Consider the following 20397-nt stretch of genomic DNA (forward strand, 5'->3'; position numbering starts at 1 on the left):
TATTATGAAGATTGCATTTCATGGGGCAGCAAGGACCGTTACCGGTTCCAAACACCTGATCACGCTAAAGAACGGAAAGAAGATCCTGTTGGATTGCGGTATGTTCCAGGGTATGGGGAGAGAAACGGTGCCCCTGAATCACGATTTCGGATTTGATCCGCGGGAAGTGAATGTGATGATCCTTTCGCATGCGCACATCGATCACTCAGGGCTGATTCCCCGTTTAAACAAACTGGGTTATACCGGTACGATCTATTGTACCCGCGCATCCAAAGACCTCACGGAGATATTGCTGCTGGACTCTGCAGAGATCCAGGAAGATGATATCAAATACGTGAATAAAAAGAATAAGAAGGAAGGCAAACCAGCCATTGAACCACTGTACACACTGGATGATGCCAAACGTGCAGTAAAACAATTCCACGGGGTGAATTACAATGACTGGTTCCGCATCGATGAAGATGTGGAAGTGCTCTTTACAGATGCAGGACATATCATTGGCAGTGCGTGTGTGCATCTCCGTATCAAAGAAGACGGTCATACACAACAGATCACTTTCAGCGGAGACATTGGCAGGTATGGCGATCCCATCCTCAAATCGCCGGAAGTGTTCCCGCAGGCGGATTACATCATCATGGAATCTACTTACGGCAGTACGCTGCATGAAGATATTGCACCGGGAGATGAAGCTTTGCTGCGGCATATCCAGGAAACCTGTATCGGCAAAGGCGGGAAGCTGATCATACCTGCATTCAGCGTAGGGCGTACTCAGGAGATCCTGTATGCATTGAACCGCGCACAACTCGCAGGTAAATTACCGCGCGTGGAATTGTTTGTGGACAGTCCGCTTTCGCTGGAAGCTACGCAGGTAACGAAATCACATCCGGAGTGTTTTAATAAAACGGTGCAGAAGATGCTGGAGATCGATGATGATCCGTTTGATTTCCCGGGCCTGCATTATATCAAAACAGTAGATGAATCCAAGGCGCTTAACTTCCGTAAAGAACCTTGCGTGATCATCTCTGCATCCGGTATGGCGGAAGCGGGGCGTGTGAAACATCACATCGCCAATAATATTGATGATCCTAAGAACACCATCCTCATTGTAGGATATTGTGAGCCGCAATCCCTTGGTGGCAGACTGATGCGGGGCGCTAAAGAAGTACATATCTATGGCGATAAACATGAAGTGCGTGCCGGTGTAGGCGTGATCCGTTCTATGAGTGCGCATGGTGACTATGAAGATATGAGCCAGTGGTTAGCCTGCCAGATGCCGAAAGGTGTGAAGAAATTATTCCTGGTACACGGGGAGTATGAAGTGCAAACGGTGTTCAGGGAATGGTTGCTGAAGAAAGGATTTTTAGATATTGAAATTCCGGAGCGGCATACGGAGGTTGGGCTGGGTTAATCTTCCAGCAAGGGGAACCAAAGATTTATCCTGGTGCCCGTTGCCTTACCTGTTGCATCTTTCAGGTCCTCTATATCAAAGAACGCATCCATATTGTACCGGCTGTTGTAGATCTGCAGCCGGTCTTTTGTTATCTGCACACCCCGTGAGATGTGGGTGGGATGACTCTGCTGTTTTAATACCGTCGCGGCTTCCCGGCCTACGCCATTATCTTCAATGATGCAATGTATCTTGTTCTCTTTGCGTATGAAGGTGATCGTCAGTAATCCCTTTTCTTTTTTATGCAGCAGGCCATGCCAGATCGCATTTTCTGCAAAGGGTTGTATCACCATGGCGGGTATTTCCAAAAAGTCCTTATCCAGTAAAGGATCTATCACTATCTTATAATCAAACTGATCGTTGAGCCTTAATCTTTCCAGCTCCAGGTAATTTTCCAGCATTTCTGTTTCCCTTACAATAGAGATATTATTCAGCTGAGAGTGATCCAGTACGTTGCGGATGAGGCGGGCAAAACGGCTGAGGTAAGAAAGTGCCTGTTCCGTTTCATTCTTCATCATAAAGGTCTGAATAGAATTCAGTGAATTAAAGATGAAGTGCGGATTCATTTGTGCACGCAGCGCTTTCATTTCCATCTGTGCTAATTCTTCTCTGAAAGCCGCTCTGTTCCTGGCATCTTTCTTCACCGTGTATAACCTGAAACGGAAATATCCATAGATCAGGGCCAGTACAGCCAGCACACATAAACCCCTGAACCACCATGTTTGCCAGAATGCAGGTAATACATTGATGCGCAGGGAAGTGGTGTTGCGGGAAAATACACCGGCCATGTTCATGCTTTTCACATGAAAGATATAATCGCCGGGCGGGAGTTTGGTGTAGCGGGCCACCAGTAGATTTTCCGCAGGCACCCAATCTGCATCCACACCTTCCAGCTGGTAATAGTAGCGTGTTTTCTCCGTGTGATATTGCAGGGATTTAAATTCTATGCTGATAAAATTCTGATCGTGTGTAAGGGTTACCGGAAATTGTGTGCCTACCAGGGAATCCACGATGATGGCACTATCCGTTACGAGGAAGTCCACGATGGTTACATCCGGCGGCGGTGGTTTCACCTGGAGGTGATTAATAGAAAAGGAAACGAAGTGATCAGATGCGCCTACCAGCAGGCGATCGTTCTGCAACTTTGTAATGCTCCTGCGTACACGCCGGTGATTATCTATGATATCATCATTTTGCACAAATGCAGAAAGCGTGCGGGTGGCGCCATTGAGCCGGTAAAAACCATAAGGTGTGGTGAACCATACATCTTCTCCTCCGGCTGGCTGCATGTTGAGTATCCATTCATCAAAATGAATACCATTGATGGTTTGCGCCGTCCAGGTATCACGGATGTGATTATAAAAGTAAAGGCCATGATCTGTGCCGGCGAGTAAGATACTGTCGTTATACCGCAGCAGGGAAGCAATATTGCGTACGGTATCTTCATTATGCCAGAACCTTCTTTGTTTTTCCACCAGCCCCGTTCGTTTATTAAAACGCAGGATGCCGCCATAGGTACTGGCCAGCCACAGGATATCTTTTCCCTCTGGAACAATGGCCATCACAGCGGCATAGCGGCGTATCAGCTGCACTTGTTGCGGATACCTGGTTACGGTATTGTGCAGTGGATCCCAGCGTGCAAGGCCATGCAGGTACAGCCCTACCCAAACAGTTGAATCATTTTCCGGCAGCATGGTTAATACGGTTTCATCTTCAAAGGCTGCTGGCCGGTGGTGTTTGAATTTTTTATTGACGGGATCAAACTCCGTCACATGGCCATTTTCCTGGCCAATGAGGATATGTTTGTTGGGCATTTCTGCAAAACTCCATACCAGGCCATGATCATCCTGAATACCGTTCCCTTTTGGATCATAAGTATAATGTGCTTTTAAATGCAGATGAGGATCCAGCCAGGCGAATCCCTTTCCCCAGTAACCCACGTAAACATCTCCGTTGGAAGCGCTGAAAGTACCTGTCACTTCTGAGTAAGGTAATTTCAGGTCACTGTGCGCAAAACGCGTGCGGTGATCGTAACGGGAAAAGGTTTCGTTATGCAGGCTCATGATATTGATCCCACGGTCTGTACCCACCCATAAATGCCCGTCCCGGTCATTGAGCAGGCAGTTGGTTTCATAATCGTAATGCAAACCCAGTTCATCTTGTTTGTTACCCGGTATGTGCAGGTTAAAACTGTCCAGCTGTTCGTTGTAACGATACAGTCCTTCATGTTCTGCAGCTATCCAGATATTACCCAGGATATCAGAAGCCATATCATACACCTGGTCAAAAGGATCTTCCGGTACTTTTTCAGTGAGCGTGAACTGGTATTGTTTTAAAGAGTTGGAATCCGGGTTGTAGGCGTATAGATGATTGTAACCGCGGGAGGCGATCCACATGCGTTTTTTACTGTCCTCATATAATCTTTTGGAACTGGCGCCAATATCCAGTGCGGTTATCTTCAGGGGATTATGATGATGGCTGTATACTTCTTTGCGGTTGTTGCTGAGGATGTACAATCCATATTTTCCGCTGATCCACAAACGGCCGAAAGAATCTTCCAGTAAAGCGCTTTTCATCTGTTGGCGGATGCTGTCCGGTATGCCGGGCGCGAGTTTGAACCGGTTGGTTTGTTCATCCAGTTGTAACAGACCCAATGCAGAAGTAGCCCAGATAACACCGTGGTGGTCCTGTGTAATATCGTGGCAGCTAAGGTTACCGGGAACAGCAAGCCCTTCCGCCAGTTGTATCACCCTTACTTTGGCCGTTAAGGGATCATACACGCGGATGTTATCCGGCGTACCCATCCATATGCGGCTGGCGCGGTCTTCATACAAAGTAATATTCTCGTAATAGATAGAACCGGGGAGGCGGTCGAAATTGGAAATGGTAATGAGATGTTTTCCGTCGTACCGTTGTAATGCAGTGCTGGCAATCCAGATAAAACCTTTCCTGTCCTGCAGGATAGCGGAAACGTGATTGCCGGCGAGGCCGTCTTCGATACAGAGATGCTGGAATGTATAGGCATTGTGCTGCCCCTGCGCAAATGCAGGCAGGTGTAATAAGATCGCTGCAGCAAAAATTAAAATCTTATACAATCTGATTTCCCGATGTATGAACCTGGCGGGGTGCGAAACGGGTTACGCTTCGCACCTTAGCCGGTATCATTTTATTATTTTACGTTCAACTGGTATGCGGAAACTTTATTTCCAAAAAAGGTAGGGATATATACAATTCTCTTTTTGGCATCATATCCAATGTCTGCAGTTTGCAGTTTTTCAGCTTGTGTATCCAGCATTTTTGTAGCAGTACCCGATTTAGCATCTACATAAAATACTTGTCCTCCCCAGCACGAAACTACGAATTCCTCGCCTTTTACATGTTCAATTCCATCTGTACCGCCGGCAATTTTGGCCAGCAGGGTGAGTTTGTTGTCTTTCGTGGCACGGTAAAGTGCGCCATTATCCAATACCAGCAAGCCATCCGGCATATAGAGCAGTCCATTTGGACCTCTCAGGCCGCTATTGGCGCTATCCAGCAGGAGGGTAGCTTTTCCGTTCTCAAAAGTGTGTACCGTTTTCTTTTTAGAATCAGATACATACACTACACCTTTGGGGGAAGCGGTAACATCATTGAGGTTCGCAGCACCTTCAATAGGCTGACGTTTGATGATGGTGCCTTTGGCGATGTCTATGATCACGAGGGCATCCATATCTGCCACAAAGAGCTGATTGCCAACAACCGCCATGCCTTTGGGGGCATTGAGGCCTTCCACCCAGTTGAGGGTAGTGATCTTTCCATCCGGGCTAAGTTTGGAAAGAGAGCCCTTCCCGTCCGCACCCCAGGGAGCGCCATCAATATTAGTGACGTAGAGGGTGTTCCTTTTTGCATCAAAATAAACGGATTCAGGGACCTTCAGGGTAGTATCTGAAGTCCATTTCTTCTCTAAACTGGCTTGTGCGGATGCATGCACGAAGGGTACTGCTGCGCAGAGCAGGCAAAGGATAGTCGCTTTTAGTTTCATAACAGGTAATGATTAGGTACTAAATTTAATAAATCTTGGCTGGATGAAGAATTTTTGTACTTTGCTTTTGTAACAGGAACTTAGTTTGTATGTAAGGCCACGTCAACCGTCAACCGGGATCAATTATTCAGGATATAACATTGAGTTAATAATCGCGCAACAACAATTATATATTTTTGGGCATGACTAATGATGATCTGATCAGACGCAACTTCCGAAGCGTGTGTGAAGCAGGGGATATGCAAGCCTACGATGAGTTGTATAAAACACTCTGCAGCAGGCTCATCCACTTCTCTGCTGCAGTTGTTGGCTCATTTCATTTAGCGGAGGAGATCGTTTCAGATGTGTTCATTATGGTCTGGCAAAAGCGCTCACAGCTCATCTCCATTGAAAATCCCGTTGTTTATCTTTATATCTGCACCCGTAACCTTTCTTATAATACCCTTCAGCAACAACGCAAACACCAGCACACCAGCCTTGACAACCTGGATACAGATGCTATTGCCATCAGTCCGGATCAGGAGCATAATATGATCTCTGCGGAAGTAGCCCAGAAAATAGAAGCGGCCATACGCAGCCTGCCCGCCCGCTGCCAGTTGATCTTTCGCCTCGTAAAACAGGATGGATTGAAATATAAAGAGGTGGGTGAATTACTGGAGATCTCCCCCAAAACCGTTGATGCCCAGCTGGCTATTGCTGTTAAAAAAGTAGCAGAGGCTATCCGCCTGGATATGTCTGCAGAGCTGGCCCAGTCTTACTTTCTTCGCCAATAAAATTATTTTCTCTTTTCTTTAGGGAACTTTTAACCCGTAAACTGTCCTATACGTATGATGGATGATCAAATCTGGAACCTGCTTGCCAAAAAGGTGGCAAACGAGCTGCTCCCCGAAGAGGAAAAGGAGCTGGCGCGTTTATTACAGCAGCACCCGGATGCTTCTTACACGAAAGAAATATTAACGCAGGGCTGGAAGGATAAGCAAAAGCCCTTCAGCCCGGAAGAGGAATCAATAGCCCTGGAGAAGCACAAACGCAGATTGGAATCGGCCATGGCAGTGGAGGAGGTTTCAACACCTTCCCGCCGTGGAAATATCCGCCGGATGACGATACGTATTGCCGGTGTGGCGGCGGCTTTAACGATGGCCTTTTTTATGGGCCGCAAATGGTGGAGCCAGCCTAAAATGGATGAAAATCTTCAACAGCTGGTAACACATAAAGGTTCCCGCTCCCAGGTAAAACTGCCGGATGGAACAACGGTGTGGTTGAATGCAGGCAGTAAACTGGATTATCCCAAACAATTCACCGGCAACCAAAGAGAGGTAACGCTGGAAGGGGAAGCATTCTTCACCGTGGCAAAAGATGCCAGGCGGCCTTTTACAGTGAGAACGAGGACTTTCAGCATCCGGGTATTGGGTACAGAGTTTAACGTAAGGGCTTATCCGCAGGAAGACAGCGCGGTTACTTCCCTGTTAACAGGCCTGGTGGAAGTTGTGCTGGATGAAAAGAGGAACACAGTAATAAGATTGAAGCCGAATGAAAAACTATCCGTTCCTACTGCGCAGTTACTGGAAGAGGATACTGTTGAAGTAGATCATACCATACCGGTGGTGATCAAACTGATCAAATCTCCGCTCACGGTAATGAAGGATAGTGTGATCACAGAAACGGCCTGGGTAGAGAATAAATTAGCCTTTAAACGTTTGCCGCTGGAAAAGGTGGCCGTTATGCTGGAACAGTGGTTTGGCGTGGATATCCGCTTTAAGAACGAAACGAAAAAACAGGAATATTTGACAGGAGTATTTCAGAACGAAAGCCTGGAAGAAGTATTAAAAGCCCTTGAACTAACGGGGTCATTTCATTTTAAAACAGACAGTGACGGAATTATCTGGATCGAGTAAATAACCAGAAGACAATTATATTTTTTAGGCAGTGATACCGGAAAAGAAAACGGGAAATGTTCGCACCATTTCCCGCTGTAAAATCGGTTAGTGACATTGCTATGCGTAAACATGTAACCAATTATCAATTAACCAACACTCAAAGGTATGAAAAAAAGTACAGTGGTGAGTTGGCTTCCACCTGGGCGAAGCCTCAAAAAACTGTTAATTTTTATGAAGCTCTCCGCAATTTTAATGTTCGTTGTATGTATGCAGGTGAGCGCAGAAGTGCGTTCACAGTCGAACGTTTCCGTAAAATTGTCCCGTACCAATCTTGAAAAGGCATTTTCACTCATTGAGTTGCAGTCAAATTACCGGTTTGTTTACAACAATGATAAGCTGCCCGTATGGCACAAAGTGAGTATAGATGCAAAGGATTGGACCATTAAACAAGTACTGGGGCAAATGCTGGCCAATACGAACCTTACCTACCGCATGTTGTCCAATAACCTGATCGTTATTGCGCCCGCAGCTACGGTAACCAAAGACCTTGTTGTAAAAGGAAAGATCGTAAGCCCTTCGGGAGAAGCCTTGCAGATGGTGAGTGTAAGGTTAAAGAACACCACTATAGGTGTATTCACTAATGAGAAAGGGGAATTTGAGTTAAAGGTGCCTGAAGAAGGTATGCTGGTGTTCTCCTATGTGGGATATGTAACACAGGAATTACCAGTGAACCCGAACGCTACCATGAATATTGTACTGGAACCATCTGCCAATTCCATGGAGGAAGTGGTAGTAGTGGGATATGGTGTACAGCGGAAACTGAATACCACAGGTGCGGTTGACCAGGTAGCGGGGAAACAGCTGGCAGAGCGCCCCATCGCTAATATCTTCCAGGGATTGCAGGGAGCAAGCCCCGGCTTGAATATCAATTACAGAGGTGGTGCGCCGGGTTCAACACCCAGTATCAATATCCGTGGTATCGGTTCTATCGTAAGCGGTTCCAATACCACACCACTGATCATTATTGATGGTATCACGTCTGCAACAGAAGATTTTCAGCGTTTGAACCCCAATGATATCGCCAGCGTTACTATTCTGAGAGATGCTGCTTCTGCTGCTATTTATGGTGCGCGTGCTTCATTTGGCGTTGTACTGATCACTACCAAGCAAGGTACCAACGGCAGGCAAAAGATCAGCTATAATAACTATTTCGCTTCTTCAAGGCCCACCGTACTGCCTGACCAGGTTACAGACCCTTACATTTTTTCCAGGGTACTGGAAACCGCTACGGACAATACGCCCTGGGATTATGTGAACTATGATGACTATTATTACCAATGGGCAAAAGAGCGTTCTGATAATCCGGCCATAGAAGATGTGCGTACAGATCCTAATGATCCTACCAAATGGATCTATATGGGCAACAATAACTGGAATGATTACTTCTTCAATAAATCCAGCAGTTCCTCTACCCACAGCGTTACATTAAGCGGAAGCGCAGAAACAGGTAAAGGCCAGCCAATTGGTTATTATTTATCCGGTGATTATACGAAAGAGAATGGTTTGAACAGCCTGGCCAAAGATGACTGGAGCCGTTATGGATTAAGGGCTCGTATGAACTTCATGCCTTTGAAGTGGTTGAAAGTGGACAATAACCTGAATATTTACCAGATCGCAGCAGATGCTCCCAGTAAGCCCATTACAGACCTCTATTACCTCATGCCTACGCAGGTTGCCAAGAACCCTGATGGTACCTGGGCAAACAACGCTGCAGGAAGGCTGGCTGCTCAATTACAGGATGGCGGCCGCAATGTGCAAACACGATTTGGTTTCCAGGATGTGGTGAGAGGTGTAGCTACTCTCCTGGATGGAGATCTGCTGCTTACCGCCAATGCCAGTTTTAAAAGGGAAATGTGGAAATACAATACGGATTACAGGAAATACCGCATAGGGTATGGCCCGAATGATGTGAGGGAAGAAGGTGGGGTTGGTTCTGTATCTGTACGGAATGGTATTGTAAAGCAGGATGTGTATGATCTCTACGCTAACTATAACAAAAAGATAGGGGTTAATCATCAGCTTGGCGTACTGGTTGGCTTTAACCAGGAAGAAAATACCTGGTCTGCTGAGCAGGCTAACAAGGATGGATTGATCACTTCGTCCCTGCCTTATCTGGGGCTGGCTACCGGTACACAAACTGTAGGTGCTGAATATACCTCATATGCAATACGCGGATATTTCGGGCGCTTGAATTATTCTTATAAAAGCCGCTATATCCTGGAGCTGAATGGCCGTTATGATGGTTCCTCCCGGTTCCTGCCTTCTAACCGCTGGGGATTCTTCCCTTCTGTTTCCGGCGCCTGGATCGCAACGGAAGAACCTTTCATGCAAGCTTTGAGTAAATCACTTTCCACCCTTAAATTCAGAGTTTCCTATGGCGCGCTGGGTAACCAGTGGACTTCGGATTTCCGCCGTGTATCCACTATCCCGATCGGCGTATCCGATTACCTGATCAATAATACTTTCCCGTCTGTTGCAGCCGGGGCTGCAATGCTGCCGGTAGATCCGCAATCTTATACCTGGGAAAAAGTGAACACCATTAACGTAGGTACAGACATCGGTTTTTTCAACGACAGGATACTGATCGGGTTTGATGCCTACTCCCGTAAAACATTAGGGATGCTAACTGCAGATGCAACTGTGCCTGCTGTAATGGGTGTACTGCCACCCCCTACCAACTCAGCTGACCTGAACACTACCGGTTGGGAACTGTCTGCCGGTTACCGTAATGAATTCATAGTGGCTAAAAAGACATTTACATTCAGTACGAGATTCATCCTTTCTGATTCCCGCACCAGGATCACCAAATACAACCAGAATAAATTAGGATCGTTGAATAATTACATTGCCAGCCGTTATACAGGTGAAATCTGGGGGCTTGAGAGCAACGGTTACTTTAAGAACGCGGATGAGATCAAAGCACTGGATCAATCTGCCATTGTACCCTGGGGAGCTTTGGAAGTAGTGCCGGGCTGGCCTAAGTATGTGGACCAGAACAAAGACGGTAAGATCAACAAGGGAAATGGTACTATCAATGATCCGGGTGATTATAAAGTAATAGGCAATAATAGTACCCGTTACCGTTTTGGCTTTACCGTAGATATGCAATGGAATGGTATTGATCTGAATGTATTCTTACAAGGCGTAGGCAAAAGAGATTTCTACCCACGTCACTATCTCTTCTGGGGTCCTTACCAGCAGCCTTATGCAGGTGTTTATCCCTGGAACCTTGATTTTTACAGAGGTGAATCAGAAACCGGTGCTGACAGGGACAGGCATTCTGCTTCTTACATCGCAGCGGGGCTTGCAGATAAGAATACCGATTCTTATTTCCCTGTATTGCAATCATGGATGGCAGATGCCAACTATGGTGGCGGACTGGATATTCCTCAATCCAAATACCTGTTGAATGGCGCTTACCTGCGGATTAAGAATGTAACCCTTGGTTACACTTTACCTGCAACGCTTACAAAAAAGTATAAAGTGAGCCGCTTAAGGATCTTTGCTACGGGAGAAAACCTCTTTGAGTTCTCTTCTATTAAGAAATACTTCGATCCTGAGTCCATTGAAGATGGTTATGGCTGGGCTTATCCTTTCCAGCGTAAATATGCTATGGGTATTAATCTTGATTTTTAAGATAAAAACTATTACAGTTGAAAAAGTTATTACATCTCCCGATATTCCTGGTTGCTGCTATTGCTTTGATGGGTACATCATGCAAAAAAGACTTCCTGGAGCGTTATCCGCAAACAGCCATTCCACCTGAGCTGTTCTTTAAATCAGAAGAAGACCTTAACCTGTATATCACTGGTCTGTTAACAATGAATAGCCGTGGTAGTTATATCAGTGATCAGGATACGGATGATAAAGCAACCACCGGTGCTATGGAAATAAAGACCATGATGAATGGCAGCCCTACCTCTCAGAATGTTACTGCCGGCTGGGGCTGGGGCCGTTTGCGCAACATCAATTACTTCATGGATAATTATGCGAGAGCCAATGTAAACCAGGAAGCGAAAGATCATTATGCAGGCCTGGCAAGGTATTACAGGGCTATGTTCTACATGGATAAGGTGAAGCGTTTCTCCGATGTGCCGTGGTATTCAACAGCCCTCAATCCCAGTGACAGCGTAAATTTATACAAACCCCGCGATCCCCGTACATTGGTTATGGACAGTGTGATGGCGGACCTGGCATTTGCAGGCGCACATGTAAGAGAAGCCGTACCTGTTGGAACACCCGGTAAATGGGTGGTGAAACTGATGCAGGCACGCGTGGCCTTGTATGAAGGTACTTACCGCTTGTATCATCCGGAGTTAAATCTGAAAGGCACAGCTACTGCATTCCTGGATACAGCCATAAAAGTCTCTGAGGAGATCAGGCTTTCAAAAAAATATGAGATCTATACCAGTAATCCTGCAACGGCATATGGTGAGCTGTTCAACAGTGCCAGCCTTACCGCTAACAAAGAAGTGATGCTGGTGAATATATATGATCAGGATCTGAAGAAGAGCGGTAACAATAACGGCAACATCATCAATTACGAGCAATCCCCTTCCCGCGACCTGGTGCAAACTTACCTGATGGCAGATGGTACGCGTTTTACAGATAAACCTAATTACCAGACACAGCAGTTTGTGCAGGAATTCACCGGAAGGGATCCGAGATTATCTCAAACTATGTTCTACCCAGGCTTAAAGCTGGCAGTGAATGCACCAAACGTAGCTGTTCCGCATGTTGTACGGTTGAATAAGAACTTTTCCGGATACCATCAGCTGAAAGGTTATATCAACAGCACTGATTCCAAAATACTGGATGGGGCGGATTTTCCGGCATACCGTTATGCAGAGGTATTGTTGATCCTCGCAGAGGCAAAAGCTGAACGGGGTTCACTTACGCAGGAAGACCTGAATAACTCCATAAACCTGATACGGAACAGAGTGAACATGCCTGCTTTAGTAATGGCTACTGCGAATGCAAATACCGATCCGGTACTGGCAGCCAAATATCCTGATGTAAGCGGCGCTAACAAAGGTGTAATCCTGGAGATCCGCAGGGAAAGAAGGGTAGAACTTGCCATGGAAGGATTCCGTTTTGATGATGTCAACCGCTGGCATGCCGGTAAAGAGTTGGAAAAAATACCCGAAGGCATGTACTTCCCCGGCCTTGGTAAATATGATCTTACCGGTGATGGTATTGAAGACATCATCCTGGTAGACAAAGGTACTGCCATACCTCCTTCTGGTTCTCAGGAAACCAATTCACTGGGTGTTAAGTTGGTGTACTACAAAGCAGGCCTTATTGGTGAAGATGTAACGGTTTATCTTAAGAACGGTAATAGCGGTGGCCCGATCGTTACGGAAACCAGGCTGCGTAATTTCAAAGAACCGCAGTATTATTACCGCCCGGTGCCATTCAATGAATTGTTAGTTAATCCTAAACTGGCTCCGCAATTATTCAGCTGGCAATAGATAAAAAAATGAATAGAAGAGATCTTATAAAGAAGAGCAGCCTGCTGTTAGCCGCTTCCGCATTAGGTGGTAACGCAGTGGCTGCTCTTCAGCCTGCAAAAGCATTCCTGACAGTAGCGCATATCACAGATGTACATTTACCTGCAGATGCTGCTATTGCTGCACGGTTTAAAAAATGCCTCGATGCCGTAAAAGCACACAAAGTGGATTTCTTTCTGAACGGAGGAGATTCCATTATGGATGCTTCTTACAATGATGTGGTACGGGATAAAGTGACCGGCCAATGGGCTGCCTGGGATGATTGCATGAGCACCCTGAAAGATTATGAAGTACACAGCTGCATCGGTAATCATGATAACTGGTGGGCCGCTCCCACCAAAGAGGATGAGATGTATGGTAAAGATTATGTGGTAAAGCGACTAAAGATCCCTCACCGGTATTATAGTTTTACAAAAAAGGGCTGGCACTTTATTATCCTGGATGGTAATAACGATAAGATCTCCCTGGATGAAACACAGTATAACTGGCTGGCAGAAGACCTGGAAAAATTAGCACCCAATACACCCGTGCTGCTCATGAGCCACTTCCCGGTATTTGGCGCAACACCGGTACTGGAAGGTGGAAACCATTCAGACAATAAGAAATTGAAGAACCTCTTTTACAAACACAAGGATAAAGTGAGGATCATGCTCAGCGGGCATAATCATCTTTTTGACAAAACTTTGTATAATGATGTCTGGTATTGCTGCAATGGCGCTATGAGTGGCTTCTGGTGGGGCAAAGGGGATAAGGAATCTATCGGGGAAGGTTATTACAAAGAAACACCTCCGGGATTTGCTATCCTGAAATTATATGAAGACGGATCTGTGGAGAACAATTATTATCCGCATTCTTTTTAAAACATTAAACTTGTGTATGAAAAAGTGCATCACTGCCCTATTATTTTTAACGGTTTGTACAGGTGTTTCTGCACAAACCCGCAAGGCTGTATTTATCATTGTTGACGGTATTTCTGCGGATGCGCTGGAAGCAGTGAACACCCCTAATCTGCAACGCATTGCCAAAGATGGAAAATATCTTCGCGCATATGTGGGCGGAGAAAAAGGCGGATATTCTCAAACACCCACCATCTCTGCGGTTGGGTATAACAGCATGATAACAGGTACCTGGGTGAACAAACATAATGTTTGGGACAATGATATCGCAGCGCCTAATTACAATTACCAGAATATCTTCCGCATTATAGAGGATAAATATCCGCAGAAGAAAACAGCCATCTTCAGCAGCTGGCTGGATAACCGCACTAAACTTGTGGCGGAGGGTATGACTGAAGCAGGCAATATCATGCTTGATTATAAATTTGATGGATACGAACTGGATACCGTAAAGTTCCCGCATGATAAGTCCAGGGATTTTATGGAGAAGATAGATGCGCATGTGGCAGAAGAAGCGGCGAATTGCATCCGTAAGAATGCGCCGGATTTTTCATGGGTATACCTGGAGTATACAGATGACATGGGGCATATGTATGGAGACAGCCCACAATTCACACGCGCTATTGAAAAGATGGATGAAAAGGTAGGTAAGATCTATGATGCTATTCAATACCGCCAGAAGCAGTTTAAAGAAAACTGGATGATCATCATTACAACAGATCATGGCCGTGATGAAAAAACAGGTAAAGGCCATGGCGGTCAATCTGCCCGCCAGCGTTCCAGCTGGATCCTCACTAATCAGCCACAGGTAAATAATTACGCGAAGTATTATTATCCCGGTGTAGTGGATATCATGCCTACTGTGGCCCGTTTCCTGCAGGTGCCGTTGCCAATGGCCGTTGGTCGTGAATCAGATGGTATTTCCCTGATCGGTAAAGTATCTGTAGCTAATCCTACGGTATTAAAGGTTCAGGATAAACTGGATGTTACCTGGAAAGCATTGGATGAACAGGGTACGGTGAAAGTATGGCTGGCCAGTACCAACAATTATAAAACAGGCAGCGAAGATGTGTATACACTGATCGCAGAAGTGCCGGTTGGCAAGGAGCGCATCAGCATACCATTGCAGGATAAATCTTCGGCCATATATAAAGTAGTGCTGGAAGGAAAAGAGAACACCATTAACAGGTGGTGGGTGGAAGAAGCTAAAAAGTAAAACACCCCCTCCCCAAAGTGGTGGGTGGAAGAAACTAAAAAGTAAAACACCCCCTCTCCAAAAAGAAAAAACCTCCGCCCTCTGTTGCGCGGCAAACTCGCTTTATTCAACGGCTGCAAATGCTTGCAGCCGTTGTTGTTTTAACTCAAATGACGTTCCAGTATGGTGGGTAAAGTGGCTAATACAATAGGTTTGATCACATAATCACTGGCGCCAGCTTTCATGAACACATCCATGGCTTCTGTGAATGCATCTCCGGAAGCAATGATCACCGGAATATGCTGCAGGGATGGATCTTCTTTTAGTTGCAGCAGGGTTTGTTTCCCATTCATTTTAGGCATGTGAGAATCCAGGAGAATAAGGTCCGGTACTTGCTGACGTGCTGCGGCGAGGCCTTCCACTCCATTGTTGGCTGTTATTACCTGTACGCCAAGGCTTGTGAGATAATTCCTGAGCAGTGCCTGGCTCATTTTATCGTCTTCCACTACCAGTATAATTTTATTGTCAAAGCGGAGCGGCGGAGGTTCTTCCGTAGCAGAAAGCGCACTACCTCTTTTGAAATCAGATAAAGGGAAGGAAACAGTAAAAGTAGTAGTGAGGTGTTCTTCACATTCCACGGTGATATTGCCATTCAGCAATAGGACAAAATGTTTGGAGATGTATAATCCCAGCCCGGTACCTTCAATGAAACTGGTTTTCTCTGTTACAAAAGGTTCAAAGATCTTTTCGAGTTTGTCCTTTTCAATGCCACCTCCCTGGTCAGTAATACTGATGAACCAGGTCCTTTCTTTTACACCAGTATGGATAGTGATCACGCTGTTATTGCGGGTGAACTTAATGGCATTCGTTAACAGGTTATTGATGATCTGGGAAAGTTTGGTTTCATCTGTGAAAACATGATCCGGCAGGGTATCGTCAAATTGCTGTTCTATGTGTACCCCTTTTGTATTGGCCACATATTCGTAAATGTTGGCGGTATTCCGGATAGCGGTGCGGATGTGTATCTCTTTGCGTTTTACTTCATCCAGGTGGCCGGCTTCAATGCGGGACAATTCAAGGATATTATTGATAATGTCCTTGATATTAAAACTGGCCACATAAAGATTGTCTACGAGCTCCGGCAGTACTTCCGGTTCGGCTGCTTTCTTTATATCCATACGCATTAACTGCACGATCCCGAAAATGGCATTGAGCGGGTTACGGATCTCATGGCTGGTTTCCTGCAAAAACACCTTTCTTGATTTATTGGATCTTTCCAGTTCCTCCTTTTGTTCCTCGAGGACCTTCATGAGTGCATTCCTGTCGTCCTTATAAAAACTGATCACCAGGGTGTTCATGGTAAGGATGAACAGGATGCATAACCAGCGCAATATGAAGGTGGCAGTATGCGGGAAACTGATAGGGTCAATGATCTCTGCGTAATAGAAGAATTCAGTGGTGATGAGGCCACCTGCTATTGCTATTAAACAAACGGTCCTCGCGGGGCCTTTTTCGTACAACAGGTAAGTGGCGTTCACCAGGAATAGTAAGATCAGGATAGCTTCCACGGCAGTGCCAAACAGGATACCGAAGTAAACGAACTCCATGGCTTGCAGGATCATGAAGGCCATACTGGCTGTTTCAGGCCGGCGCATTTTATTTAACCAGATGATGCTAAGAAAGCCAACGGACTCAAGCATGGCAGGGATCAGGATCTGCAGTTTCCTGTTCATGATAAAGAATACGATCCCCATGATGAATGCCAGTACAGCAGTCGTCAGACTGAGGGAGTTAATGATACGTATCCTGCGCTGTTTCCGTTCGTCCTGGTCCGCAGTACCTAATTGGATGAGGTAAGCTATAGGAGGATATAGTTTCAATAGACGTATATTTTGGTGTACTCGAAGGGGCCGCGGTTCTTATAGGCTACAAAAATAGGGAATAGCGTAATGTCCTCAAAATGAGAATACTACACGCAAACATATATGCGGGTCTTTTTTAGTCGGTGATGGGGATGTTTATGCTGCTGGGATGGTCTTTATCTGTGATAATAGTGGCTTCGATCAGGCGGGGTGCGGATGTGGTTTCCCGGGCAACAATACCCCCAAATCCATAGTTCTTTTCTATGGAAGGGTGATTGACACTGCCAAACTCCATGCGGATCCTGCTGCCTTTCCGGATCTTTTTGAGGTAGATATAAGCATTGTCAAAAGCCAGTTTTTCAATACTGTTCAGGGGCATCAGTTTGGGTTGATCTCCTCCAAAGCGATAACGGCAACGGATGGCAGCGGTACCTAAATATACCCGTATGTTATCTTTTGTGATCTCATAGAAATTAATGGAAAAATCCGCATCGGGTACATTCAGGCGGATATACAGTGTGGCGCTGATCCTGTCTGATAACTGGATATCCTCCGGGAAGGGATCTGTTTCAAAGAGGATAGCTTGCGGGGAATAAATACTGTCGTTGTTTCTCCTGTCTGGCAGGATACTTTGGTAAGCCCTTCCGGAATCTTGTAAAGAAGTGATGTCATGCTGGTAGACCAATGATTGCTGTGTTTCCGGTAACTGGCTTTGCAGTTTTTTGGTGTTGGTAAGATAGTACCGCAGAGTATCTTTTGTGAGGTCCGCAAAAGAGGTGGTGCCTTTCCATTCACCGGTGCCGGCAGCAAAGTAAGTGATCTTGTTCTTCATCCAGAAGGGTTTTGGTCCGTCCTTCAGGATCCAGTTAAACCATGCGATCATGTATCTGTAAGGTGCTATCTGTGCCTGTTTTTCTATGGCCCGCGCGGATTGTATAGGATTGGTCATCCATTGGGAACCGCCATGATCAAAGGGACCAATGAGCAGCTGGTGATTTTGTTGTGCAACAGCTCCGCCATAACGGTGATGGTTATTGTAATAGAACATAGCTCCATTTTGATCATCATCATAATAACCGGTTACAGTGAGCATGGGGATATCCAGGCTGGCATAATCTTCCTGGTTGGGCATGATCCCCTGCCAGTAATCATCATAGTCAGGATGGGATACCCATTTGCGGAAGAAGGGATTGGGCAGGCCCGCGAGGGAATCAAATTGTGCAAATGGAATGTGACGGCGATACATGTCCATTTCTTTTCCATACCAGAAATTTTCGTCCAGGAACTTTGCGAGGTTATATTCCGTGCCGCTCACAAACTCCGCCCAGCGCAGCATATAGGGTGTGAACATATTGGCGTTGCGTGGGAAGTCAACACCAAAACCTACGGCTACTGCGGGATTCACTGCTTTCAGGGCAGGGTGGCGATAAGCTTTGCGGATGCTTTGCCATTGTGCAAAACCAAGATAGGAGCCGCCGGTGGTACCTACTTTTCCATTACACCAGCGTTGCAGGCTTACCCAGTCTATGATATCATAATAGTCCTGTGCATCTTTTTCATACGGGAAATTTTCTCCTTCAGAAGTACGCCTGCCGCGGTTATCTATATACACATAATTGTAGCCATGTAATGCCCATATGTTTCCCCGTTCTGCTTCTCTTCCGTAAGGGTATGGACTGAGGCTGATAATGGCGGGTTCTCTTTCCATCACATCTTCATTCTGGAAAATAAAGGCATTCAGCAGAACACCATCCCGCATGGGGATGCGGGCTACTATTTTCCTGAAGCGGGTAGGCTCCAGCCGTTGTAAAGCTTCCTGCAGGGAGGTATAATGTTTATCCAGGAAATCCTGGATGGCCTGGTATTGCAGGATCTCCACTATTTTATTAAGGTTCGGGTCCTGCCCGGTTTTTTGGATCTGTTCCAGTTGCTGTACTATATTAAGCCTGAGCAGGCTGGCGTATTCCGGCTGGAAACTTCCTTTCAGACTACTGATCACATCTGCCCTGAAATCTTTTTGTACGGTCTTTATACGTTCCTGTAGTTTCTCAGTTTCTTTACCCGGCCATGCCGCCATTTCCTGCAGCAGGTTAATGGGGGAAAGTACTTTCGCGTCTTTGGGCCATTTGAGTAAAATATTAAAAGCCTTTTGTGCTTCTTCATATTCCTGCCGGATCAGCATAGCGCTGCTTACCATACCCATTGGAAAATGTTTGGCTTTGCAGAAAACATATGCGCTGTCTGCCAGCCGTTGCATTTCCAAACGGACGGCAGCGGTATCCCTTATGTTTAAGTTTTGGGTGAGGCGGAAGGAGCGTTGGGCGTAAGTAGTGATTGCCAGCAGCAGGCAAACAGGGAAAAGGGTTAGGATACGCATATGTTAAGTCAGGTTTGTATCCAAATATACCGAAAAAGAAACGCCTTAACGTTTCCTATGGCTACAAACACACTTTCGCCCTATGAACAACCATTAATTGTGCTGATAGCTGCCGGGCGTATCTCCTGTCCATCTTTTAAAGGCACGTGTAAAAGCACTGAGTTCATTGTACCCCAGCATATAGGATACTTCCTTCAGCGGATAATTTCCGGACGACATATAATGCATGGCGAGTGACTTGCGTACAGCGTCTGCAATATCCTGGTACTTCACACCTTCTTCCCGCAATTTGCGTTGCAGGCTGCGTGGGCTGATATTGAAATTCGCGGCCATCTGCTCCAATGAAATAATACCGAGGTAAGCATTTGTGAGCAGGTAATTATAGATCCTTGCCTGCAGGGATTGTGTGCCGGCAGCCTGTTCCGGAAGGGTTTGTACTTTTTTCAGCAGCAGGCTTTGCAATTCATAATTCGCTGTGAGGATGGGTTCATCCCAATGTTTCTTATCAAACTCCAGGGAAAACTCACCGGTGCGCTTTGTGGGTTTGCAGCGTAATACCCTTTCATATTCTGCGATGTTGGATACTACATAAGGAAAACGTGCAGCTTTAGGCTGGATCTTTTGCAATAGCAATCCATCCAGTTCATGCACGGTAAATACCATGAAAAAATCCATCAGTTGCAGGAACGAAAAGGAGGGTGGTGCATCCGTATGTGGAATAAAACGGATGGTGAATGTTTTGCTTTTATCGGGAGGTGTTACTTCCATCCTGAAAACATCCGTGATAAGATGTGCCAGTGCGGCAGCATGTGTGATAGCTTCTCCCACTGTACCACTGCTTTTTACGATCTCTCCCACTACGCCGAGTGCAGTTACCTGCAGGGATTCTCCAAAGTGCAAACCAAAGAGGGGATCATTGGTGAGATGCCCTGCGTTGGTCCATAAATTATTCATCTGTGTTGCGGTGATGCTTTCTCCTGATGGTTTCTTCAATTCGTCCAGCTGAATGCCTGCCAGTTTGCACAGCTGCTGTGGCAACACATCTCTGTGTGCTGCATATGCCAGCAGGCTCAGGGCCATTCTTTTCTGTTGGTCTTCCATATGCTAAAGTTATTGCAAAAAGGTCTTGTCGCGAAATGGTAATTGTTTGTC

The 20397-nt window shown here is 46.0% G+C and carries 12 protein-coding genes; 7 read left to right on the forward strand and 5 right to left on the reverse strand.

Annotation, left to right across the window (positions count from 1 at the left end):
- Positions 1-4: 4 nt before the first annotated feature.
- The gene (locus GFS24_RS22440) at positions 5-1408 is read left to right on the forward strand and encodes an MBL fold metallo-hydrolase RNA specificity domain-containing protein (protein WP_153663474.1); all 1404 of its coding nucleotides are present in this window, start codon (positions 5-7) and stop codon (positions 1406-1408) included.
- Here the strand turns inward: GFS24_RS22440 and GFS24_RS22445 are convergent.
- Positions 1405-4542 (reverse strand): sensor histidine kinase, encoded by a 3138-nt coding sequence (locus tag GFS24_RS22445; protein ID WP_153663476.1) that lies wholly within the window; start codon positions 4540-4542, stop codon positions 1405-1407. The genes GFS24_RS22440 and GFS24_RS22445 overlap by 4 nt on opposite strands.
- A 74-nt stretch (positions 4543-4616) precedes the next feature.
- Positions 4617-5468: an ATP/GTP-binding protein gene (locus tag GFS24_RS22450; RefSeq protein ID WP_153663478.1), complete on the reverse strand. Its 852-nt coding sequence runs from the start codon at positions 5466-5468 to the stop codon at positions 4617-4619.
- A 182-nt stretch (positions 5469-5650) separates the two neighbouring features.
- Here GFS24_RS22450 and GFS24_RS22455 point away from each other — a divergent pair, with 182 nt between their 5' ends.
- From GFS24_RS22455 to GFS24_RS22480, 6 genes are all read left to right on the forward strand, one after another.
- A complete protein-coding gene (locus GFS24_RS22455; protein ID WP_153663480.1) occupies positions 5651-6241 on the forward strand; it encodes an RNA polymerase sigma factor in 591 nt (196 codons plus the stop codon).
- 54 nt (positions 6242-6295) lie between these two features.
- Positions 6296-7363: a FecR family protein gene (locus tag GFS24_RS22460; protein ID WP_153663482.1), complete on the forward strand. Its 1068-nt coding sequence runs from the start codon at positions 6296-6298 to the stop codon at positions 7361-7363.
- 213 nt (positions 7364-7576) lie between these two features.
- Positions 7577-11041, forward strand: a complete 3465-nt coding sequence (locus GFS24_RS22465; RefSeq protein WP_173003160.1) for a SusC/RagA family TonB-linked outer membrane protein — start codon at positions 7577-7579, stop codon at positions 11039-11041.
- Positions 11042-11058: 17 nt separating this feature from the next.
- Positions 11059-12876, forward strand: a complete 1818-nt coding sequence (locus GFS24_RS22470) for a RagB/SusD family nutrient uptake outer membrane protein (RefSeq protein WP_153663486.1) — start codon at positions 11059-11061, stop codon at positions 12874-12876.
- Positions 12877-12884: 8 nt separating this feature from the next.
- On the forward strand, positions 12885-13775 hold the full coding sequence (locus tag GFS24_RS22475) for a metallophosphoesterase (protein WP_153663488.1): 891 nt from the start codon (positions 12885-12887) through the stop codon (positions 13773-13775).
- Between the two features lie 16 nt (positions 13776-13791).
- Positions 13792-15027, forward strand: coding sequence for an alkaline phosphatase family protein (locus tag GFS24_RS22480; RefSeq protein ID WP_153663490.1), 1236 nt, complete (start codon positions 13792-13794; stop codon positions 15025-15027).
- A gap of 140 nt (positions 15028-15167) precedes the next feature.
- Here the strand turns inward: GFS24_RS22480 and GFS24_RS22485 are convergent, their stop codons facing one another.
- The 3 genes from GFS24_RS22485 to GFS24_RS22495 all read right to left on the reverse strand — a co-directional run bounded on the left by GFS24_RS22485 (position 15168) and on the right by GFS24_RS22495 (position 20346).
- Complete coding sequence (locus GFS24_RS22485; protein ID WP_153663492.1) at positions 15168-16886, reverse strand: ATP-binding protein; 1719 nt, start codon at positions 16884-16886, stop codon at positions 15168-15170.
- Between the two features lie 118 nt (positions 16887-17004).
- Positions 17005-19245, reverse strand: a complete 2241-nt coding sequence (locus tag GFS24_RS22490) for a CocE/NonD family hydrolase (RefSeq protein WP_153663494.1) — start codon at positions 19243-19245, stop codon at positions 17005-17007.
- A gap of 93 nt (positions 19246-19338) precedes the next feature.
- On the reverse strand, positions 19339-20346 hold the full coding sequence (locus GFS24_RS22495; protein ID WP_153663496.1) for an AraC family transcriptional regulator: 1008 nt from the start codon (positions 20344-20346) through the stop codon (positions 19339-19341).
- Positions 20347-20397: the final 51 nt, after the last annotated feature.

This window comes from Chitinophaga sp. SYP-B3965 (assembly GCF_009647655.1).
Lineage (GTDB): Bacteria > Bacteroidota > Bacteroidia > Chitinophagales > Chitinophagaceae > Chitinophaga.